This window comes from Paenibacillus sp. Dod16, from assembly GCF_049893405.1.
Classification (GTDB): Bacteria; Bacillota; Bacilli; order Paenibacillales; family Paenibacillaceae; genus Paenibacillus_AQ.
The window spans coordinates 75,051-100,327 of sequence record NZ_JBNDYG010000003.1 but is presented as its reverse complement, the minus strand read 5'-3'; the positions used below and the strand labels follow the sequence as shown (position 1 = coordinate 100,327).

The following is a 25,277-nucleotide window of genomic DNA, read 5'->3' as shown; positions in this document are numbered from 1 at the left end:
GAAATGGCATGCTATTTTTATCAATGAAAATGATAATCATTATCAATTAATAAAGACTGGTCAACATGCCTGCATAGCCTGCAACTCGTTTTATCGTAAAAAAGGAGGCAATTCATGAGTGTGGAAGAAGAGCTGAAAATAGATAGCCTATCGGATTCGGATCGTAACGGGAGAACCAGCCTGGTTGAGATTAAGGAGTATATAGATTGCCATTATAAAGAGGCGATTACCATTGGCCAATTAGCCAGTATGGCTAATATTTGTCCTAAGTACTTTGTGGATTTATTTAAAAAGACATTCGGCCAAACCACAATCGATTACCTGACCCATGTGCGTATGAATCATGCCAAGCGTTATTTGGCCGAATCCGACGAACGGCTTCGTGACATCGCACAGCGAGTCGGTTACAAAGATGAGTTCTATTTCAGCCGTATTTTTAAAAAGAAGGTGGGCATGTCGCCGTCCGAATATGCCCGAAATTCGAGGCAGCTAATCGCGGCCTGTTCCTCCTCTATCATCGGGCAGTTGGTAGCACTGAATGTTATTCCTGCGGCTGCGCCTCTTGATGCGAAGTGGACCCCGTTTTATTACAATGCGTATCATTCGGAGATCAAGTCCCGCTTGAAGCTGACGTCTCCTTATCCGGACAGCCGCTTCGAGGAGAATATCGAGCAGCTGTTCCGTGCAAAGCCTGACGTTATTATTGGCATGGACCATCTCGGTCCGGAGGAAATCACCAAGCTGGGGCATATTGCCCCTACCTTGATTGTTCCGTCTCATGCAGGGTGGAGGAAGCAGCTGGAGCGTATCGCAACGTTTCTGAATAAAGAAGAACAGGCACAATCCTGGATAGAACAGTATGAACGAAGGGTGCAGTTCGCACGCTCCCGAATGCGGCAAGTCGTGGGGAGCGAGCGTGTTATAGCGCTGCGAATATATGGACAAAGCTTGTATGCATATGGTAACCGGGGACTCGAGGAGGTGCTGTATCAGGATCTGCAGCTCAAGGAAGCCTCCGGTCTGGATACCACGCGTAATCAACAGATCACGCTGGAAGATTTGCAACAGCTCAATCCGGACCGCATCCTGATCGCGGTATGCCCTGAAGCCACATCACGCCGTTATTGGCTTGCACTGCAGCATTCTGCGAAATGGCAGACACTCCGAGCTGTCACTCGAGGCAGCGTCTACATGATCTCGTCCGATCCGTGGTTCGAATATTCCGCGCTTGCCGTGACGAGAATGCTGGATGAGGCATTGCTGTTGTTTACAGGAGATAGTCCAAACGGAGTTCTGGATAAAAGCCATGGTGAATCGTTTGCCACGTAATATATACTCTACTTAATTGAGAATCATTATCACAGGAGGAGATACATTGTGGCAGAACGTTTTAATCGCCGAAAAAGAAGTTGGAGAATCAAAATATCAGCACTTGCGTGCTGTGTCATCGTCATAGGCTTGTTGTCAGGCTGTGGAGAGAAGGTGGATGGCGATCAGCCGGCAGCGAAGACCGCGGCGGTGGAAACGTCCGGCCAGGCAGGGAGCAGTCAAGCGTCGACGGAGGAACCAGGGACGAACCGGGAGGAGACGCCCGCGGAGAATGAGCGGACGGTAACGGATGAGCTTGGGCATGAAGTGAAGATTCCGGCAGACGTGAGAAACGTGTTCGCACCGAACATGGAGGACTCTTTGCTGAAACTCGGCGTGAAGCCTGTTGCACAATGGGCGAACGGCAAGATGGGACACACCTATTTGCAGCAGGAGCTGGACGGCGTTCCCCTGATTGATTTTTCAGGAGGCTTACCTTCACCGGAAGCTCTGATGTCCTACGAGCCGGACCTTATCGTGCTCCATACCGAAACATATGCAGCGGACGGTACATATGAGAAGTACGCCAAAATCGCGCCAACGTACGTGTTCAAAAATGCATCCGGGAATGTCGAGAAATCGCTGACCACCTTGGGGGATCTGCTTGGGAAAGCGCCCGAGGCCGAGACCGCCCTAAAGGATTACCAGCAAAAAGCAAGTGAAGCGAAGGCTAAGCTGAGTTCCGTGGTGGGGGACAAGAACGTTGCCATCATTCGTTTTGCACCTAGAGGCGTCAGTTTGATGGGCGGAAATTATCTCTGCGGCTTTGTGATCCATCAGGACCTGGGACTGGGCAAATCCAAGCTGGTCGAGAACGAGAATGCAGCTAACATCTCGCTGGAGATACTGCCGCAGCTGGATGCGGACTATATTTTTGTCATTAACGCCTATGATCAGGGAACGGAGCGTTTAAAGGAAATGACGGAAAGCCCGATTTGGAAGGGCATGCCGGCCGTCAAGAACGGGCAGGTCTATGAAGCGAATAACGAATACTGGCTGGGAAGCGGCCTGATCGCCTACGAGAAAATCGTGGATGATGTCGTTCGCTCCATTACGGGTCTATAGTGGGAGGCACGACATGAGCAATCATACGCCTTTCGTTGATATGCTGCGGCGCAGCGTAGAGCTGCCCCATGCGGAGCATTGGGTGATGCGCTCGAGGGCAAGGAAGCGCCGCTATCGAATCATTGCCGCACAGCCGATGGGGCAGGCTCCCCCGTCAGGATATCCGGTCATCTATCTGTTAGACGGCAACAGCGTGTTTCACACGATGGTCGAAACGCTGCGCCTGCAGTGCCACAGACCGGACAAAACAGGGATACTGCCGGCGGTCGTAGTCGGCATCGGTTACGAGACGGAGGGGCAGTATGCTCCGGACCGGTTCTATGATTACACGCCCTACCCCAACACGAACTTTAAGCACAAGTGGGGCAGCGCCTCCGTCCCGGAACAGGGCGGAGCGGCTGAATTCCTGCAATTCATCGAGGAGGAACTGAAACCGCAGATCGAGAGCGAGTTTAACATCGATTGCCGTCGTCAGACGATATTCGGCCATTCCCTTGGCGGGCTGTTCACGCTCTATGCCATGTTCAGCAAACCGCAGGCATTCTCGTGTTATATCGCGGGCAGTCCTTCTATTCATTGGAATCAGGAATATTTACAAGAGCTGGAGCAGCGCTTTGTCGAACGCGTCAAGGAAGAGCCTTGCCATGTTCGACTGCTGCTTGGCGCAGGAGAGCACGAGAGGTCCCATGTCACCGGCAATTGCATCAGCGCATCCGAGCTCGCCGAGCGTCTGGCTGCTGTGTCTGCGTATGGCATCCAAGCCGAATTCAATCAGTTTGAGGATGAGGGACATCTTTCCGTGCTGCCTGTCCTCATTAGCCGAGGGTTACGATTTGCACTTTTTCCTCAAGATGAAGGAGGTGATCACCTTGAAGTTAACAGGTATTAGCGGGAAAGTAGCCCTCGTGACCGGTGCCGCCCAAGGGATTGGCGAAGCGGTGGCACGAGCCCTCGCCCGGCAAGGAGCTGTCGTTGCGGCATGCGATCAGAAGGAAGCCGAGTTGATCCGCCTTACGGCCGATCTATGCAGCTCAGGTGTACAGGCTGCGGCTTACAGGGCAAATGTCAGCTGCAGTGCCGAGGTTGAAGAGATGATCGAGCGGATTGAGGAGGAGCTCGGTCCGATCGAGATTCTCGTTAACGTTGCCGGAGTGCTGCGAATCGGTGGAGTTGAGTCGCTTCGTGACGAGGATTGGCAGGAGCATTTCAACGTCAACACCAACGGCGTATTCTATACGTCACGCTCCGTCGTAAGGCGGATGGCGAGCCGTAATTCCGGAACTATCGTGACCGTGAGCTCGAATGCCTCCAAAGTTCCGCGGGCCCAGATGTCGGCTTATGCGGCATCCAAGGCAGCGTCTACGATGTTCACGAAGTGTTTGGGGCTGGAATATGCCCGTCATCACATCCGCTGCAATGTGGTTTCCCCGGGTTCTACGGACACCGGGATGCAGCGCTTGCTATGGAAGGATGATCAGGGCGCAGAGCCCATCATCGCAGGGTCGCTGGATGATTACCGTGTCGGCATACCGCTGGGTCGAATCGCGCTTCCTTCCGATATTGCGGATGCCGTCGTATTTCTCGTATCCGATCGTGCCCGGCACATGACCATGCAGGATGTATGCGTGGATGGCGGTGCGACGTTGGGCTGCTGAGGCTTCGCGCGTTTTATTCTTTTTACTAATTCGATAAATGGTAGGCTCATAAGCAGAGAGGAGACTGAAATGTTGCACTATGAAACTCCAACCGCAGCCGAGGCTGCGCAACTTATGGAACAATACCGGGTCGGTTCGTCCTTCTTCTTCTCATCCCCGCGCAAGACGTTGTTAACGCATGGAGAGTATTCGAGACTTTCGGTTCCTTCAGGGAACGACCATAGATCATTGTCGGAACGCGTTACGGAACTGCTGGATCGCGCCAAGCAATCGGGACGGCCGAACGCCGTTGTTGTAGGCGCCATCCCGTTTGACATGTTGAAACCGGCGAGCCTGTTTATTCCGCTCTCGGTTCAGTGGCATGATTCCCTTCTATTCTCTACAGGACAAGCCCCGGAAAGGCCTCGAATTTCCAGCTATCACGTACTGTCCGTTCCCGAACCGGCGGCGTTCCAGGAAGGCGTGAACCGGCTGCTGGAGCTCATTTCTCAAAAGAAACTCCATAAAGCGGTGCTTTCCCGAACCCTGGATATCGCGCTTCCTCATGCCTTGTCCATTCCTCATATATTGAATCACTTAGCTTACCATCACTCCCATGGATATACATTTGCCGTTCCATTGGCACCCGAATTGTCCCACACTTCAAGTCCGGACGCCGTTGCATCCACAAGGACGCTGTTTGGCGCTAGCCCCGAGCTGCTAATTACGAAGAAGGGGCAGCGAATCAAAGGAAATCCGTTGGCAGGCTCAGCGGCGCGAAGCGCCGATCCCGTTGAAGACCAGCGGCGGGCTGCAGCGCTGCTGTCATCCGCCAAAGACCGAAATGAGCATGCCATCGTGATTGATGCAGTGGCGTCGGTTTTGCAGCCATATTGCAGCAAGCTGGAGGTTCCTGCCGAACCTTCCCTCATCCACACGAATGCCATGTGGCATCTGTCTACCGAAATCAACGGCATTCTGAAGGATGATTCGGTAACGTCGTTGGATCTTGCCCTCGCGATGCACCCGACACCGGCGATCTGCGGCACGCCGACCGATGCGGCCAGGGATGCCATACAAGCGATCGAGCCGTTTGATCGCGGCTTCTATTCGGGGGCCGTCGGCTGGTCGGATGCTAACGGAGACGGCGAGTGGGCCGTAACGATTCGCTGCGCGGAAACAGAAGGAACCTTATTGCGGGTGTTTGCGGGAGCCGGAATCGTGTCAGGCTCCAATGCGGAAGCCGAACTGGCCGAGACGTCGGCCAAATTCCGTACGATTCTGGCAGCCATGGGCTTGAACGAACAACAGACAACGATTTTAGGGGAGGAATAAGGAATGTTGGCAGGTTGTAAGGCTTGGCCGGAGGAGTTTGCAACCCGTTATCGGGAAGAAGGATGCTGGCAGGGCGAAACGTTTGGAGCGCTCCTGCGGAAGCGTGCGGCGGAACACGGGGATCGGATTGCGATCGTGAGCGGCGATCAGCATACAAGCTATGCCGAGCTGGACAACCGGGTGGACCGCTTGGCAGCGGGATTTCTTAAGCTCGGAATCAAGGCGCGGGAACGGGTTATCGTTCAGCTTCCGAATATCGCGCCATTTTTCGATACGATATTTGCGCTGTTCCGCATCGGGGCCATTCCCGTCTTCGCCCTGCCTGTTCACCGCCGTAGCGAAATCGTATATCTATGCGGCTTCAGCGAAGCGGCCGCTTATATTATTCCGGATCAGGATTCGGGATATGATTATCGCAACTTAGCAGCTCAAGTCCAGGCATCGGTTCCTTCGCTGCGCCATGTCATCGTTAACGGCCCGGCCTCGGGGGCATTTCTGTCCCTGGATGACCTGTATCTCGATGATGCGGGCAGTCCTTCTCGCCGTTTAGACGAGGAAGGCCCCGATCCCGGCGAGGTCGCGTTCCTGCAGCTGTCCGGCGGGACGACCGGACTGCCGAAGCTTATTCCGCGCACGCATGACGACTATATTTACAGCTTGCGCATGAGCGCCGAAATCTGCTCGCTGGATAAGGATAGCGTTTATTTGGCGGTACTGCCCGCTGCCCATAACTTTCCGCTTAGCTCGCCGGGCGTGCTGGGGACGCTGTATGCGGGAGGGAAAGTTGTCCTTGCCCGGTCCGCGAGTCCGGAGGTRGCGTTCCCGCTGATCGCCTCCGAGGGCGTAACCATGACGGCGGTCGTTCCGCCCCTGGCCTTAATCTGGCTTGAGGCTGCACAGTCCCGTTCGGATGACCTGTCGAATCTGCAGGTGCTGCAGGTAGGCGGGGCCAAGTTCAGCGCAGAGGCAGCCAAGCGGGTAAAAACGGTACTGGGATGTACGCTGCAGCAAGTATACGGGATGGCGGAAGGCTTGGTGAATTATACCCGGCTGGATGATCCGGAGGATATAACGGTGCATACGCAAGGGCGTCCGATGTCTCCGTATGACGAAGTGCGGCTGGTCGATGAGGATGACGTGGAGGTGGCTCCCGGTGAAGTCGGTGAATTGCTGACGCGGGGACCCTATACGATTCGCGGCTACTATAAAGCGGACAAGTTTAACGAAAAAGCCTTTACCACAGACGGTTTCTATCGAACGGGGGATCTGGCGAGTTTGACGCCTTCAGGATATCTGGTAATCGAAGGCCGTTCGAAGGATCAGATAAACCGCGGGGGCGACAAGATTGCGGCCGAGGAGGTCGAGAATCATCTGCTTGCCCATCCGAGCGTTCACGACGCAGCTGTAGTCGCCATGCCGGACGAGTATCTGGGTGAGCGGACCTGTGCCTTCGTTATTGTCCATGATGCTGCGGTTAGCGGCAATGAGCTGAAGGCTTTTCTTAGAAATAGAGGGCTAGCTGCGTACAAAATCCCGGATCGGGTGGAGTTTATGGATTCCTTCCCGCACACGGGTGTCGGTAAGGTAAGCAAAAAGAGTCTGCGTGAACTAGCGTTACAGAATCATGACGTTCGGGTGAATATGTCCAATTAACCTAGAAATGAGGAGATATGATGGCACTTCCAAAAATTTTACCTTATCCCATGCCAGGGGAGGCGGATCTGCCCAAGAATAAGGTGGCATGGACGGCAGATCCTAACCGGGCCGTGCTGCTCATCCACGATATGCAGCAATATTTCATCGATGCGTTCACTCCGGATCAATCGCCTGTCGTGGAGCTGATCGCCCATATTCAGAAGCTTCGGTCCTGTTGCGCCGAGCTTGGCATTCCCGTTATCTATTCGGCACAGCCTGGCGGACAAGCACCGGAGCAGCGCGGTCTGCTGCAGGATTTCTGGGGATCCGGCATCAATGACGGTCCTTATCAGAAAAGGTTCGTGGATGCGGTGGCGCCGGACGAACGGGATCTGCTGTTAACCAAATGGAGATACAGCGCCTTCCAGAAAACCAATTTGCATGAAATGATGCGCGAGTTAGGCCGCGACCAACTGATGATTTGCGGGATATACGCCCATATTGGCTGTTTGCTGACCGCAACCGAAGCTTTTATGAAAGACATTCAGCCATTCTTCATTGCAGATGCCCTTGCCGATTTCTCGGAAGAGAAGCATCGCCTGGCGCTGACTTATGCTGCCGAACGCTGCGCTGTTACGCTGACCACGGAACGTTTGGTTGCTTCGTTAACTCAAGAGCAGCGTTCTATCTCGAAGCATTCTAAAGCTCCGGGCGGAGAGGGGAATACGGGGAATTCTGCGAAGGTCCAACCGCTGCTGACGCTGCAAACGCTGCGAGAGAACGTAGCGGATTTGCTGCAGGAGCAGCCGTCAAATATTGGTGAAGACGACCATCTGATTGAGTACTGGGGGCTGGATTCCATTCGGATCATGAGTTTGGCCGAGCGGTTACGGCGCGAGGGCATCGACATCAGCTTTGTGGAAATGGCAGAGCTGCCTACATTGGCGGACTGGTGGGGATTGCTGTCAAATAGGCTAAGCTTGTCGCGGCCTAATTATGATTATTATACGGTGTAAGGAGGGATGGATATGCTTGAGCGGGAGAAGGAGCGCTGGTCTCTGTCCGGAGCGCAGCTGGGGATATGGTACGCCCAGCAGCTTGACCCGGTCAACCCGATATTCAACACGGCGGAATGCATTGAAATACAAGGACCTGTAGATCCGATTCTGTTCGAGAGGGCTTTACGTCAGGTGGTCGGGGAGGCTGAAGCATTGCATGTTCGCTTCGGCGAAGATACGGACGGTCCTTGGCAGTCGATTGATCCATCTCCGGATTGGCAGCTTCATGTGGTGGATGTCAGCGGAAATGAGGATCCGGTTCATGCCGCCCAAAGCTGGATGATGCATGACCTTGATCAAGCGGTGGATCTAAGCCAAGGGCCGTTGTTTACGGAGGCGCTGTTCAAGATTTCCGCCGACCGCTACTATTGGTATCAACGCATTCATCATATCGTAATCGATGGGTTCGGCGTATCGCTTCTGCTGCAGAAAGTCTCTCAAGTCTACACGGAATTGGCGGGGGGCGTATCTTCCGGCACAGGCGCGTTCGGCAGGTTTCGCATGATCTTGGAAGAAGATACGTCATACCGCATGTCGCAGCAGCTCGACTCGGATCGCGAATTCTGGCTGTTGCACTTTGCCGATGAACCGGAGATCGTCAGCTTAGGGGGGCAGGCACAGCGTTCGGCGCGAAGCTTCCTGCGCCGTTCGGTGCAGCTTCCTGGATCTTCGATCCATCGCATACAGGCGGCCGCGCAAGCATCAAGGACAAGCTGGCCGGACGTGATAGCGGCTGCAACGGCTCTATATATACATCGAATAACAGGCGCAGAGGATGTTGTTCTTGGATTGCCGGTGATGTGCCGCTTAGGTTCGGCCTCCATCCGTATTCCAGGGATGGTCATGAATGTGCTGCCGCTTCGAGTGCGCGTTAGGCCCGATATGAGTCTAATCAACCTGCTGCAGCAGGTCACACGGGAGATTCGCGAGATCAAGCGGCATCAGCGCTACAGACATCAGGATATCCGGCGCGATCTCAAGCTGCTTGCTGATAACCGCAGGTTATTTGGACCGCTCGTTAATGTGATGCCCTTTGCTTCGGAATTGAACTTTGGAGGCTGTGGCGGCATCGTCCGTAACCTGGCTTCCGGTCCGGTGGATGACCTGACCTTGAACGTATATGGAAGTTTGGATGGAAGCGGGCTGAGAGTCGATATGGATGCCAATCCGTTGATCTATAGCCTGGAGGAGTTAGCTTCCCATTTACATCGCTATTTGTATTTGCTGGACAGTCTTGCCGAAACGGAGCTGGACCATCCTGTTGGAAGCGTGGCTTTCATCTTGCCGGAAGAACGCGACAAGGTGCTTTTTCAGTGGAATGATACGGCACGATCCTTACCGCAGTTAAGCATACCGGAATTATTCGAGGAGCAGGTGGCACGTACCCCGCAGGCGGAGGCGGTGGTATGCGAGGGATTAACGCTACGTTACGAAGAGCTGAACAGGCGAGCGAACCGCCTGGCCCGCCTGCTTATTGACTCCCACATAGGTCCTGAACGAATCGTTGCCCTTTCCCTGCCCCGTTCGGCGGACATGATCGTTGCGATCCTTGCCGTGCATAAGACTGGTGCGGCTTACTTGCCGTTAGATCCGGATTATCCGGACGAACGGATCGCCTATATGCTTGAGGATGCAAAGCCTGCGTGTTTGATAACGACACAAGATCTGGCCGGAAGCTTCGCAGCTATCATGAAAGACGAGGACGTGGTTATGCTGGATGCTCCGGCTACCCTTCAGCGATTGGAGCAGCAGGCGTTTCATAACCCTGTTGATGCTGATCGCATAAGTCCGCTGCTGCCGCTTCACCCGTCCTACGTTATCTATACCTCCGGATCAACGGGCCGGCCCAAGGGCGTCCTGCTTACGTTCGAAGGACTTTCCAATCTGCTGTCGGATATGCGCGAGCGATTGGAGATAGGGGAGCGGGATCGCTGGCTGTCGGTTACCACGATGTCATTCGACATCTCGGTCATGGAAGTGCTGCTGCCGCTTTCATGCGGCTCGACGCTCGACATCGTGATGCGGGATACCATTCTCGACGCAGCGGCTCTCATAGGCCGAATTCGGGAAACGGGGGCGACCATCATGCAGGCGACCCCGACGTTGTGGCAGTCCATTGTCGCTTGCCGTCCAGGAAAGTTTGAGCGTCTCAAAGTCATAACCGGGGGTGAGGCGCTCCCGGTGGGACTTAAGCTTGCGCTTCAAGATCTGAACTGCGAAGTGAATAACCAATATGGACCGACGGAGACAACGATTTATTCGACAGCGGCCAAGCTCGATTATGAACGGGACAAGCCGTCCATTGGGGGGCCCGTCTGGAATACGAGGTTATATGTGCTTGATTCGTCACTGTCCCCGGTTCCGCCAGGCGTAACGGGCGAGCTGTACATTACAGGCTCGGGTCTTGGCCGAGGGTATCTGGGAAGCCCCGATTTGACAGCGGAACGGTTTGTAGCGGATCCCTTCGGTCCTCCCGGATCCCGGATGTATCGTACAGGCGATCTTGCCCGCTGGCTGGAGAACGGCTGGATTGATTATTTGGGGCGTGCCGATCATCAGATCAAGCTGCGCGGCTTCCGGATCGAGACGGGAGAGATTGAGTCCGTGCTTGTGGATCATCCGGAGGTGGAGCAGGCCTGCGTCATCATCCGCGAGGATCGGGCCGGTGATCGCCGTCTTGTTGCTTATATCGTAGCATCGCCATCTGCTTCAAATATCATCAATGCAGCAGAAATACGGGATTATGCCGCAGAGAAGCTGGCCGAGTACATGGTCCCGTCTGTCATCGTGGCACTCGACGCGCTACCGTTAACGCCGAACAAGAAGGTGGATCGCAAGGCGCTGCCTGCACCGGATCATCCGTTAACGGGCGGCCGCATGCCGCGGACACCGCAGGAGGAAATGCTCTGCACGATTTTTGCCGAGGTGCTTGGTTTATCGCGGGTTACCATTGATGATGATTTCTTTGCCCTCGGCGGCCATTCCCTGCTTGCCGGAAGGGTGATGGTGCGAGTCAGGGAGGCCTTCGGCGTGGAGCTTAGCATAGGAAGCCTATTTGAAACAGCGACGGCCGCGAGTCTTGTCAAACGGCTTGATCATGCGCAAGAGGCCAGAGTGGCTGTACGTCCCGTGATAAGGACTGAGTATCCACCGTTGTCTTTTGCCCAGCAGCGGTTATGGTTTTTATATCGCCTGGAGGGTCCGAGCCCGACCTATAATATTCCGCTCGTGGCTCGCTTGTCAGGTGAGCTTGATCTGGCAGCGCTGCGGATGGCGCTGGGTGATGTGGCCGCTCGTCATGAAACGCTGCGCACGGTTTACCCGGATCATGACGGGACTTCCTATCAGCACATCCTGGATGCCGAGGAGGCACGACCGGAACTGATCGTGACCGAAATCAGCGACTCGGCGCTGCCCGATCGATTGGCGGAAGCCGTCAGGGACCCATTCGAGCTTGCCACCGAAACTTCACTGCGGGCAGAGTTGTTCAAACTGGGGAATGGAGAGTTTGTCCTGTTGTTGCTGCTGCATCATATAGCTGGCGACGGCTGGTCGCTTACCCCCCTGACACGCGACCTATCGGATGCCTATATGGCACGGCGCCTGGGGAGTGAGCCGGAATGGTCTCCGTTACCGGTCCAATATGCAGACTATGCCGTTTGGCAGGAGAAGCTTCTTGGCAGCACAGGCGATAAGGGCAGTCTGATTGCCCGCCAGCTGGACTATTGGACTGAGGCACTTTGCGATTTACCGGAGCAATTGGAGCTGCCCACCGATTATCCGAGGCCGGCTGTTGCCAGCTATCAGGGCGGAAGCGTGTCGTTTCCGATTTCGCGTGAACTGCATCGGCGGCTGAATACACTCGCGCAGAGCAATCGGGCGTCTTTATTCATGGTGTTTCAGTCAGCGATGGCTGCGCTGTTTACGAAGCTGGGTGCAGGTACGGACATTCCGATCGGCAGTCCGGTCTCGGGCCGGAATGACGACAGTCTGGATCAATTGATTGGTTTCTTCATCAATACGCTTGTGTTTCGTGTCGACACGTCAGATGACCCATCGTTCGACGAGCTGTTGCAGCGGGTGCGGGAGAGGAGCCTGGCGGCTTTCGAGCATCAGGATGTGCCGTTCGAGCGGCTTGTCGAGACATTGAATCCGCCGCGTTCCAGGTCTAGACATCCGCTCTTCCAAGTGATGCTCGTACTGCATAATACGCCGGAAACTTCGCTTGAACTGCCGGGAGTCAGCTCGAAACTGCAGCTGCAAAGCGTAGGTACCGCGAAGTTTGACTTAACCTTCGAGCTGACGGAGCGGCGGGATATGCACGGCGAACCTGACGGAGTTCACGGTATGATCGAATTTAGTACGGATTTGTTCGAGCACAGAACGGCGGAAGCGATGGCGGAACGATATGTGCGCGTATTGGAGAGTGCTGCCAATGAACCAAGTAAAGCCATCAGTCAACTCGATATATTAACCGTTCATGAGCTTGAGGAAACCCGTCGACAGTGGAGCGCTCCACTGCCTCTTACCAAGCAGGCAACCTTGCCTCAGCGGTTTGAGGAGCAGGTCATCCGCACGCCTCTAAGGAACGCGATTGTCCATGATGGTTTATCGCTTACCTATGGTGAGCTGAACGAGCGAGCCAATCGGCTTGCTCACTTGTTAATTGCCTCCGGCATCGGGACGGATCAGATCGTAGCGCTCGCCTTGCCGCGTTCGTTGGACATGGTCATCGGCATATTGGCTGTACTTAAGGCAGGGGCTGCTTACCTGCCGCTGGATCCGGAGTATCCGGAGGATCGGCTGGCTTACATGATCGAGAATGCTTGTCCGGTATGCGTCATTACGAGCGTTCAGGTGATGGATCAGCTGCCGAGCTTCGCATGCATAAAGCATGTTGTCATGGATGAACCTGAACAAGCTTTACGGGTGCAGAGCTACTCTCATGAGAATCCAAGCGACCATGAACGTCACAGGCCCCTTACGCCGCTGAGTGCCGCGTACATCATCTATACTTCCGGGTCTACCGGCAAACCGAAGGGCGTGCTTGTACCGCATCAGAATGTGATCCGGTTGTTTGACTCTACCGCACATTGGTTTCAATTTGATGAGACTGATGTATGGACCTTATTCCACTCGTATGCCTTTGATTTCTCGGTATGGGAATTATGGGGGCCTCTCTTGCACGGCGGTCGACTCGTGGTTGTTCCGCATACGACCAGCAGATCGCCGAACGACATGTTGAGCTTGCTGGTCCGGGAAGGCGTAACCGTGCTGAATCAGACTCCCTCGGCGTTTTATCCGTTGATTCAGGCGGATCGAGAGCAGGCGGAACTGGGGCAGAAACTATCGCTGAGGTATGTTGTGTTCGGCGGTGAAGCCTTGGAGCTCGGACGGCTCACGGATTGGTATGAGCGTCATGCCGACGATGCCCCGCGTCTGATCAACATGTATGGCATTACAGAGACGACTGTGCACGTCAGTTATATGGAATTAAACCGGAACCTGGCGCTGCCGGGAGCCGGCAGTCCGATCGGAGAAGCGATTCCGGACCTTAGGGTATATGTCCTGGATTCCAAGCTTCGGCCGGTTCCGTATGGCGTAATTGGAGAGATGTATGTCGCGGGTGCAGGACTTGCGCGGGGGTATTGGGGTCGTCCAGATCTGACCGCCGACCGCTTTGTGGCCGATCCGTATGGTCCGCCGGGGACGAGAATGTACCGAACCGGAGATCTGGCGAAGCGGCTGGCCGACGGTACACTGGATTATTTGGGGCGGTCCGACCATCAGGTGAAAATACGCGGCTTCCGGATCGAACTCGGCGAGATCGAATCGGTCCTCACACGTCATGCCGATGTCGCTCAGGCGGCAGTCATCGTGCGCGAGGATCAGCCCGGGGATCGCCGGCTTGCGGCTTATGTTGTGAGCAAGCCCGGCGGCGAGTTGTCTGCAGGTGCTGAGCTGCGCCGTTATGCGGCCTCAATGCTTCCTGATTACATGGTTCCCGGGGCGTTCGTATTTATGGACATGCTGCCGCTTACGCCTAACGGGAAGCTCGATCGCAAAGCGCTGCCGGCTCCAGATATGGGGCCCGATGCCGATGGACGCCATCCACGAACTCCGCAGGAAGAAGTGTTATGCGAGTTATTTGCGGAGATATTGGGAGTCAAACGGGTGGGTATCGATGACAGCTTCTTCGAGCTCGGCGGCCATTCGCTACTGGCTGTCCGGCTTATCAGCCGGGTTCGCGAAGCGCTCGGCAAAGAATTAAGCATAGCAGCTTTATTCGAAGCTCCTACGGTAGCGGGGCTTATCGACAAGCTTGAGATGGGCGGCGGACACAGCGCGCTGCAGGTCGTGCTTCCGCTTCGGGCGCATGGAGAACAAATACCGCTGTTCTGCGTGCATCCGGCAGGAGGATTAAGCTGGTGTTACGCCGGTTTAATGAAGCATCTCGGCATGGATTATCCGATTTACGGTTTACAGGCGAGGGGGATTGCGCAAGCAGAGGAGCTGCCGAAATCACTGGAAGAGATGACAAAAGACTATATCGACCATATTCGTTCTCTTCAACCACAAGGGCCATACCGGCTGCTCGGATGGTCTCTGGGCGGCAATGTCGCTCAGTCGATTGCGGTACAGCTGCAGGAGGCGGGTGAGGACATTGAATTGCTAGCCATACTGGATGCTTACCCAAGTCATTATTTGCCGATCAAGGAAACCCCCGATGAAGACGAGGCTTTAACCGCGCTGCTGGCGTTGGGAGGCTTCGACAGAGAGAGCATTGAAGCGGGTCTTGGAGACGCGCCGTTAACCATAGCGGCCGCCCTTGAATTGCTGCGGAATGAGAGCAGCGCGCTCTCGTCCCTTGAGGAAGGGACGATCATGAATCTGAAGGCGACCTATGAGAATTCGGTGCAGCTGTTGAAGGCTTACGTTCCGAAACGGTTTGAGGGAGACATGTTATTCTTCCATTCGACGATCATCCCCGATTGGTTCGATCCCATTGAACCGGAGATGTGGGGGCCTTACGTGGGCGGTAAGATCGAGCGGCACGATATTGAATGCCGGCATAAGGATTTATGCCAGCCGGGCCCACTGGATTATATCGGCAAGTGCATTCTAAGCAAGCTGGAGGCAGGTATAACCCGAGGACTGACCACATCGGAGAGGAGGGAACTTATCCATGACCAATCCTTTTGAGCAAGTCGACGGCAAGTTTCTTGTGCTGGTAAACCATGAAGGGCAATATTCGCTCTGGCCGGGTTTCGCTGCTGTTCCGAACGGCTGGACACAGGCTTTTGGACTTAGCACGCGGGAGGAATGCACAGCCTTTATCAACGAGAACTGGGTTGATCTGCGGCCGCGAAGCTTGTATGCCAACACCGGGCCGTCAGCAGAGCATAGATCATGAACACCTGGCTGAACCCGAACAAGGTATTGTGCATCGTGTATGTGGCAGCGATGTTTGTTGTCGCTATGGACGCCACCGTGCTGAAGGTTGCGCTTCAGACGATCAGCCTCGAACTTGGAGTGCCCCCTGCGGCTTCGGAACTATAGGAAGTAACTGCCGCCGTTTTAAAGATAAGGATGCAGCCTAAAATGAGGAAAGAAGCATCCGGTTTTGATTAGGTGGATAAAGTAAGGGGCGTCTCTCTGTTTGTAATCCAGAGAGACGCCCCTTTTAATGACGCGTTTGAACGTATGTTATACAGTATTCGGCTCGGATCGGCTTATCATTCATTATAGAACTGCGAATAGAAGCGTTACTTGGGATTACGCAAGCCTTTGGGCAGATGATTCTTGAGCTGTCCGCCGCTGGCCTTGCCCCACCCCAGAGGTAATCCATCCGTGGTTACCAACGTCCAGCCCCGGTATTCAGTAGGAATGGAGAGCACCTCTCCCCGCAAATAAGCAGCCGTCTCGGCTGAATCTGAAGGCAGATCCCAGCTGCGGGCTGCTTGGCCAGGATGCAAGGACATGGCAAGCGCATGGGCCGGTTCGATTCGATTCTTCTTCAGATGAGCCAGATGCAGACCTGCCCGCGGCATCTTCAAGCCTTTCAGCTGCTTGTCATTCCATGCCAAGCTCTCGCTGACCGAAAGCCAGTACAGTTCCTCACCGAACAATATCGGAGTGCCGCAGTCAAGCTCAAAGCCGGGTAGTTCCTGCTTCGCCCAGTCTTGAAAGTCGGCCAGGGCCGAGAGCGCAGGTCCTTGTTTGCCGCCCCGGTTTGATTTGGCCGGGGATTTGCTGCTGACCGCAGAGTATGCGAGGTCTTCATTTAAAACTTCGGCAGCCGCCGATTTGACCAAGATGGCAACAAAATGCCCCTCACCCCGTTCCAAGTGCGGCCACAAGCGCTTCATTTCACGCAGCTCCATATCGGGATACTGCGAAAGAATGCGCTCAATCATCTCTTCGTTCTCAGCCGTGTTGAACGTACAGGTGGAGTAAGCCAAGGTTCCTCCCGGTTTGAGCATCCGGTACGCCTCCTGAACAATGTCCCACTGCCGGGCAACGCACAGATCCACATGTTCAGGAGACCATTCTTCAATCGCTGCGGCATCCTTTCGAAACATGCCTTCACCGGAGCATGGCGCATCAAGCATGATCCGGTCAAAGCAGGCAACGAAACGGCGGGATAGCTGATCCGGTGCTGCACTCGTAACGACGGTATTCGTTATTCCCATACGTTCCACGTTCTCAGCCAGAATCCGTGCCCGTTCGGGATGGATCTCATTGGAGACAAGCAGTCCTAGGCCCATCATCTTGGAGGCAATATGGCTTGTCTTGCCGCCGGGAGCTGCCGCAAGATCCAGGATGGTCTCTCCGGGCTGAGGATTCAACAGCTCGACTGCGGACATTGCCGAGGGCTCCTGAATATAATATAGTCCAGCGGCATGATAGGGGTGTTTGCCTGGACGCAGGCTTTCATCATAATAGTACCCGGTATCACACCAGGGCACGGGCGTCAGCTCGAATTGCCGGATGAGGTTTTTTACGCTGTCTGCGGCATGAACCGCTTTCAGCCGGTTAAGGCGCAGCCCGTGGGTGCGGGGCAAATCGTAGCTGTCCCAAAAATCGCACGAGGCATCCCCGAGAATATCATTCATGCTGGCAACAAAGCCAACAGGCAATAGTTCCTTTCGCATTCGTTAGATTGCTCCTTCTTTAGAATAAGGTACATGCTGCAGTGTAAAGGCAAAAATATCCTGGTTCAGCCTCATTTCTTCTCTGGCTTTAAGGAATCGGTCATTAGTTTATCACGATGCCGCAGGCGTAGTAAAGAAATGTCAAGCAAAAAAAGACCGCCCACTTTATATCGTGGGCAGCCTGCGCCAGAGTTATCCGGCGGATTCCGTTGGTTCGGTTGATGAGGTTGTTAAGGACCGGTAATCGGATACCTTGTTTTTGCCGGTCGTTTTGGAATGATACATCGCTTTGTCGGCCTGTTTCATGAGTTCATCGCCGCGAACGCCTTTGCGCAGTACGCTGTAGCCGATACTGATCGTGATGATGCTCTCGCTTGCCACTCTGGCCCGGATGCTCTCGGCGACCTGTGCGGGTTTGACTTTGCGGTCAACCACCAGGGCCACCAATTCTTCGCCGCCATACCGGCCGGTAATCCCGATACCGTCAAGCTCTTCCTCCATAATGGCCGCGACCTGCTTCAGCACTTCATCGGCTCGGGCATGGCCTTGGGTATCATTCAGCTTCTTGAAATTGTCGATGTCGCAGAAGATAGCGGATATTTTCAATTCCTGCGAGGCGTAATGGTCCAGATACTTCATAAAATGCCTGCGGTTGTAGAGTCCTGTTAATCCGTCCGTAATGGCAGACCGGTAGATGGACTGCATCAGCTCCACAATGCGTCTGAACAGGATGAAGAACACGATGCTGTAGAAGAGCACCGGCAGGGCGAGAGCGAGTCCCTGAAACGCAGGCGACAGGCCGCCGGAATAGGTATGGATGGATTGCAGAACTGCCGAGATGGCGTAGACGGCAAGTCCAATCGCATATTTGATCGGTTGTCCGATCCGCGGAGTGACTTGGGTATAAGCCAGGTAGAGCGCAGCGAGCTGAAAACCATCAAAATATATGCTTTGCCATATCGGGTCCAGGGTGTACGGAAGAAATGAGGGAAGAATGAGCGGAAGCATAAGCAGTGCGGCTGACAACAAGGGAAGCCAATAATGCATGGTTTTGATCTTACGGTACAGCATGACAACCGAGACGTTCAGCAGGACAAATGAAAAAAGCTGAATGAAACGGAGGATGTCCGATTCCGGTGGAAAAACAGATTTTCCTGTCCAAGCCGAATGGATGTTCAAACTCTCGTATGTCATAATGAAGAAGAAGGCTGCCGCCATATATATGTAAGCATTCTTGCGTTGTTTGCTGTACATAAAGAGACACATGATCAGCATCATGAGCGCGATATAGGCTCCGCACACAGCAAATATGGTGGGTAGAGGAGAAGTGGACCAGTAGCTCAATTCATAGGACAAATCGATTCACTCCTGAGTAGGAATAGGTTTTTCGTTGCATGAAACATATGTTCTAATATATCATATCGAAAAAGAATCTGAAAAGAGATTTAGAGAAAGGGGGATCCCCATGAAACTTCTTCAAGCATTATTCTTCCCTCCTGAACAGCCAGGCGGCGTCTCGTCCATGATTCCTTATTTGCAGGAGCGTTTTCATTCATCCCGTTGGGAGATGGAGATGTTCTGGCTGCCCAAGCGGATCCGCAACAAAGGCCAGGAGGATCCGATATTCCACACTTTTGATTGGAAAGAGTTTGAAGGGAGTGCCGTAGTGGCCAAATACCTTCAAACCTACCGGGATTACCTGTGGTGGACACGTCTGCGTCTTCAAAAGCCTTATGATCTTATCCATAGCCATCATCCGATTGCAGGCATGTCGATGAAAGCGGTATTCCCAGAGGTTCCGCTCATCCAAACCGTGCATTCCAGTTACGAGCGTGAGCTCATCCTCAACGGAAGAATCAAAGAAGGTGGGCTGGAGCACAGATTTCTGGTCTCTTTATATAAGGAGCTTGAATATATCAGCGACCGTCTGTTGACGGTGTCGAACTCCTTCAAGGCTTACATGGCTCCGTACGTGAATGAACCCGAATCGATCGGGGTTATCCATAACGGATTCGACGATAAAAGATTTAAGCCGGTGCCTCATGAAAATGCAGTGCCGCAGTTGATTACGGTATGCCGTCTGGTCCCTGCAAAAGGGTTGGACATTCTGCTCCAAGCCTGCGCGGAACTGAAACGCAAAGGATATGATTACGTCCTTCACATTATCGGCGACGGCCCTTCCCGTCAGGAGCTCGAGGAGATGGCCAAAACACTCGGCATCTACCAGGAGACGATTTTTTACGGATATACGCTGCATCCCGAGGAGTTCATGCCGTTCTTTGATATCTTTGTCCTGCCCTCGAGAGCGGAGGCATTCGGCTCCGTGTTCGCGGAAGCGGCGCTTAGCAGTCTTGCGCTGGTAGGCACCAACGTCGGCGGCATCGCGGAGCAGATCGAGGATGGAGTAAACGGCTTGCTTGTACCGCCGGAGGATCCGATAGCACTCAGCGTTGCGCTCGAGAAGGTTATCAGTGATCCGCTCTATCGATACGAGCTTGCCCGGACCGCTTCGGATAAGGCGAAGAATCAATATTCCTTGTCCCGATCCGTGAATGAACTGAAAAAAATGTATTTGAAATTTCAACCTAAGATAGAGAGTTAGGGATCGGTTATGGCTTCTTTTCGATTTATGCATGCTGCGGATTTACATCTGGACAGTCCGTTTATCGGGATAAGCGGACTCGATGACACTCTGCGGTCGTACGTTCAGGAATCGACCTTCCGTGCGCTGGAACGGCTCGTTCAGCTGGCCATCGACCAGCAGGTTGATTTTATTGTCATCAGCGGAGATATATACGATAGCTCCAACATTTCGCTGCGCGCGCAGCTTCGCTTTCTGGATTCCCTTAACCGTCTGGGAATGGAAGGGATTGCGGTATATGTCATCCATGGCAATCATGATCCGCTCGACAGCACCAAGCTTAGCATGGCGCTGCCTCCCCATGTCCATGTGTTTGGGGCGGAGCCTGCAAGCGTAACGGCCGTTCGCCGCTCGGATCATCAAGAAGTGGCGGTCATTACCGGCATGTCGTATCCGACCTCGAAGGTAACCGATAATATTGCAATAACTTATCCTGCTCCGTCATCCAGGCTATACCATATCGGACTTCTGCACGCAAACGTGGATGGGGATCCCCAACACGAAACCTATGCACCCTGTACGAAAAGGGATTTAATCCAGTCCGGATTTCATTACTGGGCGCTCGGGCATATTCACTCCCGTCGAACCTTGCAGGAATCCCCTTATATTGTGTATCCGGGCAATATTCAGGGACGTCATGTCCGGGAGACGGGACCCAAGGGATGTTATATCGTCGATGTGGATGAGAGCTCCAACACGAAGCTGAGCTTCCATGAGCTCGATTCCATGCGCTGGCAAATCGTTGAAGCACCTCTGGATTCTTGTCAGGACGTCGATGAATGGAGACGCTCACTGGAATCCATTCTCACCGAAATAAGCAGAGAGAACGCGGATGGGCTGAGCATGATCCGCGTTCGGATTACGGGACGGGGGCCGGTTCATCGTCAGCTTGAAGGCGGATATGTGCTCGATGAGCTGCTGACCGATCTGCGGAGACGAGAGGCCGCGAAGGGACAGACATGCGGCTATCGGGGATGCGTCTGGATCGAGAGCTTCTCGCTTCATTCCGGAGATGCGATCGATAGGCAGAGGCTGCTTGCGGAAGACAGCTTTGCAGGGGACTTGCTTCGTCTTGTTCGAGGGGAACAGGAACGGCTTCAAGATCCTGGCGGGGCTGTTGCCAAAAGCTTGGAGCCTCTGCTTGAGCATGCGGAAATCCGCTCCTTGCTGGACGAGATCAGTCCGGAAGAACTGCTGGAATGGGTTCGCAGAGCGGAGGAACTGACCTTAGGGTTATTGCTGCGCGAACGTTCGCAAGGGGAAGGTGTCGGAACATGAGACTAGAGCGGATGAACATTCAAGGCTTTGGAGCTGTTCGGGACAAGAGTCTTGAGATAGATGCGCCTGTGACCGTGCTGTATGGGCCGAATGAAGCGGGAAAGAGCAGCGTCCTGTATTTTATCCGAGCCATGCTGTACGGATTCCCTGGCAAGGGCTCGCCTGCAGAACGCGGCGAGCCTTCGGAGGAAGGCATTCACGGCGGCGAGCTGCGGTTTCTGGATAAGGAGGGAGTGCCTTGGGTGGTTCGGCGCTACAACCGGTCCAGAGAAGGAAATCCAGCCACCGGCAGAGGCGAGCGCGTACATATTCATAAACAAGCGGATAATGGAATTGTCATTGAGCTTGGACAACAAGAACTGGAGCAATATGCTTTGGGCGGTGTGTCCAAGGATATGTTTCGTCAGCTGTTTGCCATCTCGTTAAGCGAGCTTCAGGAAATCCGCAGTTTGCAATCTGCCGAGATGAGCGGTTACTTGTTCCATGCCGGAATCGGCGGCGGGGCCAATATACTGGAAGCCGAGCGCAAGTTATCCCAGGAGATGGACAAGCTGTATAAGCCGCGCGGAAAGGTTCAGCATACCGCCAAGCTGCTCCAAGCCATCGAGCATTTAAGAACCCGGGTTTCGGAGAGCAAGACGTACGTTTCCCGCTATAACGAGACCGTTACATCCATTCTGGAAATACAGGAACGGTTGAAACTTTTGGAACAGGATCGCATTATGGACGCCGAGGATCTGTCGCTGCTTCGAAAAGCGCAGGACATTCGTCCGGCTTGGCTGGAATGGCGTGAGGCCAGTTTGGAATTAAAGGATCTGATGGACAGTGACAACTTTCCTCCTGATGGACTCCCCCGATACGAAAAGATGCAGGAGGAAGAGCGCCTTCTCCACACCCAGTCGATTCGCGCCGAGCGGGCGATCGAGGATGCGGAAGATAAGCTGAGAGCACTCCCTCTGAATTCGTTCATGGAACAGTATGGCGAACAGATTGAGGAGCTTTGGGAGAAACGCAGCCTACACGAAGCCGCTAACCGGGAGCTTGCCGAGCTTACGACCGAATACAAATCTCAGGAGATCCGGCTGGAACAGCTGCTTCGGGATATCGACCCGGCATGGACCCGGCAGGAGCTGCTGGCTCTGTCTTTATCCGCTTCGGAGCGCGAGGAGGTACGGCGAATCAGTGCGGCCTTTGCCGGGTATGATCGCCGGATGGAGACGCTGTTCATTGAACAGCGCGGGGCCCAGCGTTCTGCGGCGGCAGCCGAATCGGCGCTGCGGGAAGCCAGGCGGCAGCTGCGCGAGGAGATGGAGCGGGGACAAGAAGCATTTGCCATGATTAAGTCGGCAGCGCCTCAGGAGACCGCTGTGCTGTGGAATCAGCTGCAGCTGGAGATTGAGCGCTGGCGTGAACGGAGATTGACCCGGACTCAGCCTGAGCCTGCTTCCACGCGTCCATCGGGTAGAGGCAGATTACCTGGGATGCACGCGGGTCTGCTGGCGGGAATGGCTGTTATGACATTCCTGCTGGTGGTCGTATTGTTATGGACGTCAACCACGGAAGCTGCCGTGGTCTCAGGCATCGTGATGCTGCTCGGTATGGGTTATGTATTCTGGAGTGGTCAACGAGGTCGGGAGGTTCATGGCGCAGCTTCGAATGAGACCCATCTTCAAGACGTGCAGGGAACGGAACATATAGATCATCTCTATTCAAGGCTCGTCTCTGACCCATATGCGGCGGCAGCTGCGAGCACGATTCCGGGCAGTCGAAGGGACAAAAACGCTGCCTTGGCGCGTGACCCCATCATGGTGGAGGCTCAAATGCGCGAGCTTCGATCCGTGATGGAGGGCTGGCAAGCATGGCGGCAGCGGCTGGATCGACTGACGTCCGATTGTGCGGCGGCTGAGGAGAAAGCTGCGCTGCAAGCGGCTGAATTACAAACGGTTCAGGGCGCTATTGATCAGGAAGAGAAGCGATATTTGGAGCTGGAGCGGCAGTGGGAGGATTGGCTTATGTCCCGATCACTCCCGCAGAGCCTGTCGCCTGACGTCATGCTGGACGTATTCGTCAAAGTGGAGCAGGGGCAGGAGCTGATCCGGCAGCAGAAATCGCTTGGACTGAAAATGGACGTGCTGTTAAAAGAGGCGGAGGATTATATCATCCAATGCCATGAGATCTTTGCGGCGGATCCCCAAGGTGACGTTAACGGCAACCGAATCCCAGCCGTTGCCGAGCTCGGTAACGTCTATTCCAGATGGAAGCCCTATCAAGAGGAATCGAGACAGAGGAAGGTCCTTGCCGAGCGTATTCAAGAGCTGCGCAAGGAGGGGATTGCGATTGCAGAGGAGCGGGAAGGGCTGCAGATGCGCAAAGCAGCTCTGATTGCATCATCCCAATCGGCAGACGAAGAAACCTTTCTTCGTATGGGAGCTGCTGCGAAGCGTCGTGAGGAGCTTGTTCGCACGATCCGCCATCACGAAATTACCATGTTCAGCGGATGGGATGAAGGGGGCCGCCGGCAGCTTGAACAGCTGCTGGAGCTGATGGATGCTTCGGAACTTGATGCTCAATGCATGAAGAAGGAGGAAGCCGTATCCGCTGCGCTCCACCTACGGGACGAGCTCCAGGAACGGCGGGGGCGGCTGCTTCAGGAGAGAGAGTCGCTGGAAGCAGCGGGGAACGAGGATTCCGCCCTGCAGCAGCTGGAGGAGCAGCGCACCGCCCTGCGGGAATTAGTCTCGCAATATGCGGTACGTTCGATGGCTTCCGAATTTATCAAACGTACGCGCCGCATGTACGAGGAAGAGAAACAGCCGCAGGTGCTGCAGTTGGCTTCCCGTTACTTCACCATGCTGACCGGCGGCATGTACAGCCGGATTGTCATGCGGATGGGAGATCAGAGCCTGTTGGCAGAGCGTCCGACTGGTGAATTGGTGGAGAGCAGCCGGTTAAGCCGCGGTACGGCGGAGCAGTTATATCTGGCGATGCGGCTCGGTTTGATCCAATCGATGCCGCATGCATCGGGGTTGCCGTTATTGCTTGATGATCTGTTTGTAAATTTTGACGGCGAACGGCTCGGACATGCGCTCGAACTGCTCTCGGAATTATCGCAGGACCGGCAAGTCGTAATGATGACGTGTCATCGGCATGTAGCGGAGCAAACCATGAAACTCATACCGGGTGCACGACTCATCACGATGCAGCCATAAAACGGGGCTTCCCAAAGGCAGTTTTACCATACCTTTGGGATAGCCCCTTTATTTTCCCCTGATTTCGGGTGTTCCGAACAAAGTCAGTCGGAGCACCCAGAGCAGACACAGTCCCCCGAACATGGGGTAGAGGAGAGAGAGCAAGGAACTGAAGCCGAACTGGCTGAAGAAATAACAGAACACCATGATGCCAAGGGTAATCACTCTGGGCGAGAGCGAGGTTCGCTGCTGAACCTGCAGGGTAATCCCGTAGATATTGGCCACGAAGGTGCTGAAAATTTCTAGGAAGATCAGAATGAGATAGATGATCTGGACGAGCCAGCCCAGCTGGTTGGCGATGCTGCCCATCGGGATCTCGTATTGACTAATGCCGGGCATATGCGCAGACATCGCAAAATGCGCCGCCATCAGCATAAATCCTACGCCCGTACCTCCAATGATGCCTCCCCAGGTTACGGCACGCGCGCTTTTGGTCTGGCTGCCGAGCGGGACCAGCACCGGCATTGCCATTACCAGGTTAAAGGAGGTGTAGAGAAGGGGCGCCAGCCAAACCGAAGGCAGGGTATGGTCCGTAGTCAAGGTTAAGAATCGGGTGGCACCCGAAGTTTGAATCGTCTGAGAAATAATCGCAAGCGATAAGGTCAGCATCATGGGCACAACAAGACTGTTCATTGTCATGATGGACTGGATGCCTTTTCTGAGAATGAAATAGGTTCCGATCATCGTGACAAACAATCCGGTTTGATAGCTCAAATTCAGATGCTCCACAAAAACAGAGCCCGCGCCGGCAAGCATGATGCTGTTCACCCCGAGCAGAATGACAAACATAAAGAGGCTGATCCAGACGCCGGCTTTCTCTCCAAACAGGAATTTGTTTCTCTCCAAACAGGAATTTGTTT

The 25,277-nt window shown here is 54.4% G+C and carries 16 protein-coding genes; 13 read left to right on the top strand and 3 right to left on the bottom strand.

The window, feature by feature from the left end; all coding sequences use genetic code 11:
- Window positions 1–114 precede the first annotated feature (114 nt).
- From ACPV3A_RS02475 to ACPV3A_RS02430, 10 genes are all read left to right on the top strand, one after another.
- The gene (locus tag ACPV3A_RS02475; protein WP_220684344.1) at window positions 115–1,329 is read left to right on the top strand and encodes a helix-turn-helix domain-containing protein; all 1,215 of its coding nucleotides are present in this window, start codon (window positions 115–117) and stop codon (window positions 1,327–1,329) included.
- A gap of 48 nt (window positions 1,330–1,377) precedes the next feature.
- Window positions 1,378–2,433, top strand: coding sequence for an ABC transporter substrate-binding protein (locus ACPV3A_RS02470; protein ID WP_339218808.1), 1,056 nt, complete (start codon window positions 1,378–1,380; stop codon window positions 2,431–2,433).
- A gap of 13 nt (window positions 2,434–2,446) precedes the next feature.
- Window positions 2,447–3,322, top strand: a complete 876-nt coding sequence (locus ACPV3A_RS02465) for an alpha/beta hydrolase (RefSeq protein ID WP_426198040.1) — start codon at window positions 2,447–2,449, stop codon at window positions 3,320–3,322.
- A complete protein-coding gene (locus tag ACPV3A_RS02460) occupies window positions 3,303–4,088 on the top strand; it encodes a 2,3-dihydro-2,3-dihydroxybenzoate dehydrogenase (RefSeq protein WP_426198039.1) in 786 nt (261 codons plus the stop codon). The genes ACPV3A_RS02465 and ACPV3A_RS02460 overlap by 20 nt, the downstream gene beginning before the upstream one ends.
- Before the next feature lie 69 nt (window positions 4,089–4,157).
- The gene (gene dhbC, locus ACPV3A_RS02455; RefSeq protein ID WP_426198038.1) at window positions 4,158–5,402 is read left to right on the top strand and encodes an isochorismate synthase DhbC; all 1,245 of its coding nucleotides are present in this window, start codon (window positions 4,158–4,160) and stop codon (window positions 5,400–5,402) included.
- Window positions 5,403–5,405: 3 nt separating this feature from the next.
- Window positions 5,406–7,055, top strand: a complete 1,650-nt coding sequence (locus ACPV3A_RS02450; RefSeq protein WP_426198037.1) for a (2,3-dihydroxybenzoyl)adenylate synthase — start codon at window positions 5,406–5,408, stop codon at window positions 7,053–7,055.
- A 20-nt stretch (window positions 7,056–7,075) separates the two neighbouring features.
- Window positions 7,076–8,053: an isochorismatase family protein gene (locus ACPV3A_RS02445; protein ID WP_426198036.1), complete on the top strand. Its 978-nt coding sequence runs from the start codon at window positions 7,076–7,078 to the stop codon at window positions 8,051–8,053.
- A gap of 12 nt (window positions 8,054–8,065) precedes the next feature.
- Window positions 8,066–15,298 carry an amino acid adenylation domain-containing protein gene (locus ACPV3A_RS02440; RefSeq protein ID WP_426198035.1) on the top strand — a complete coding sequence of 2,411 codons (7,233 nt, stop codon included), beginning with the start codon at window positions 8,066–8,068 and terminating at the stop codon, window positions 15,296–15,298.
- Window positions 15,282–15,509, top strand: coding sequence for an MbtH family protein (locus tag ACPV3A_RS02435; protein ID WP_426198034.1), 228 nt, complete (start codon window positions 15,282–15,284; stop codon window positions 15,507–15,509). Before ACPV3A_RS02440 ends, ACPV3A_RS02435 begins: the two co-directional genes overlap by 17 nt.
- Complete coding sequence (locus tag ACPV3A_RS02430; protein ID WP_426198233.1) at window positions 15,506–15,655, top strand: hypothetical protein; 150 nt, start codon at window positions 15,506–15,508, stop codon at window positions 15,653–15,655. The genes ACPV3A_RS02435 and ACPV3A_RS02430 overlap by 4 nt, the downstream gene beginning before the upstream one ends.
- 206 nt (window positions 15,656–15,861) lie before the next feature.
- Here ACPV3A_RS02430 and ACPV3A_RS02425 read toward each other — a convergent pair whose 3' ends face one another.
- Both ACPV3A_RS02425 and ACPV3A_RS02420 read right to left on the bottom strand, forming a co-directional pair.
- The gene (locus tag ACPV3A_RS02425) at window positions 15,862–17,250 is read right to left on the bottom strand and encodes an RsmF rRNA methyltransferase first C-terminal domain-containing protein (protein WP_426198033.1); all 1,389 of its coding nucleotides are present in this window, start codon (window positions 17,248–17,250) and stop codon (window positions 15,862–15,864) included.
- A gap of 192 nt (window positions 17,251–17,442) precedes the next feature.
- A complete protein-coding gene (locus ACPV3A_RS02420) occupies window positions 17,443–18,606 on the bottom strand; it encodes a GGDEF domain-containing protein (RefSeq protein WP_426198032.1) in 1,164 nt (387 codons plus the stop codon).
- A gap of 109 nt (window positions 18,607–18,715) precedes the next feature.
- On the opposite strand from ACPV3A_RS02420, the gene ACPV3A_RS02415 reads away from it, so the two are divergent.
- From ACPV3A_RS02415 to ACPV3A_RS02405, 3 genes are read left to right on the top strand one after another with little or no spacing between them, the layout of a single operon-like run.
- A complete protein-coding gene (locus ACPV3A_RS02415) occupies window positions 18,716–19,852 on the top strand; it encodes a glycosyltransferase family 4 protein (RefSeq protein ID WP_426198031.1) in 1,137 nt (378 codons plus the stop codon).
- A gap of 9 nt (window positions 19,853–19,861) precedes the next feature.
- Window positions 19,862–21,169 (top strand): metallophosphoesterase family protein, encoded by a 1,308-nt coding sequence (locus ACPV3A_RS02410; RefSeq protein ID WP_426198030.1) that lies wholly within the window; start codon window positions 19,862–19,864, stop codon window positions 21,167–21,169.
- On the top strand, window positions 21,166–24,378 hold the full coding sequence (locus ACPV3A_RS02405) for an AAA family ATPase (protein ID WP_426198029.1): 3,213 nt from the start codon (window positions 21,166–21,168) through the stop codon (window positions 24,376–24,378). Before ACPV3A_RS02410 ends, ACPV3A_RS02405 begins: the two co-directional genes overlap by 4 nt.
- 48 nt (window positions 24,379–24,426) lie before the next feature.
- Here the strand turns inward: ACPV3A_RS02405 and ACPV3A_RS02400 are convergent.
- A partial coding sequence (locus tag ACPV3A_RS02400; RefSeq protein ID WP_426198028.1) for a YkvI family membrane protein occupies window positions 24,427–25,277 on the bottom strand: 851 nt, incomplete at its 5' end.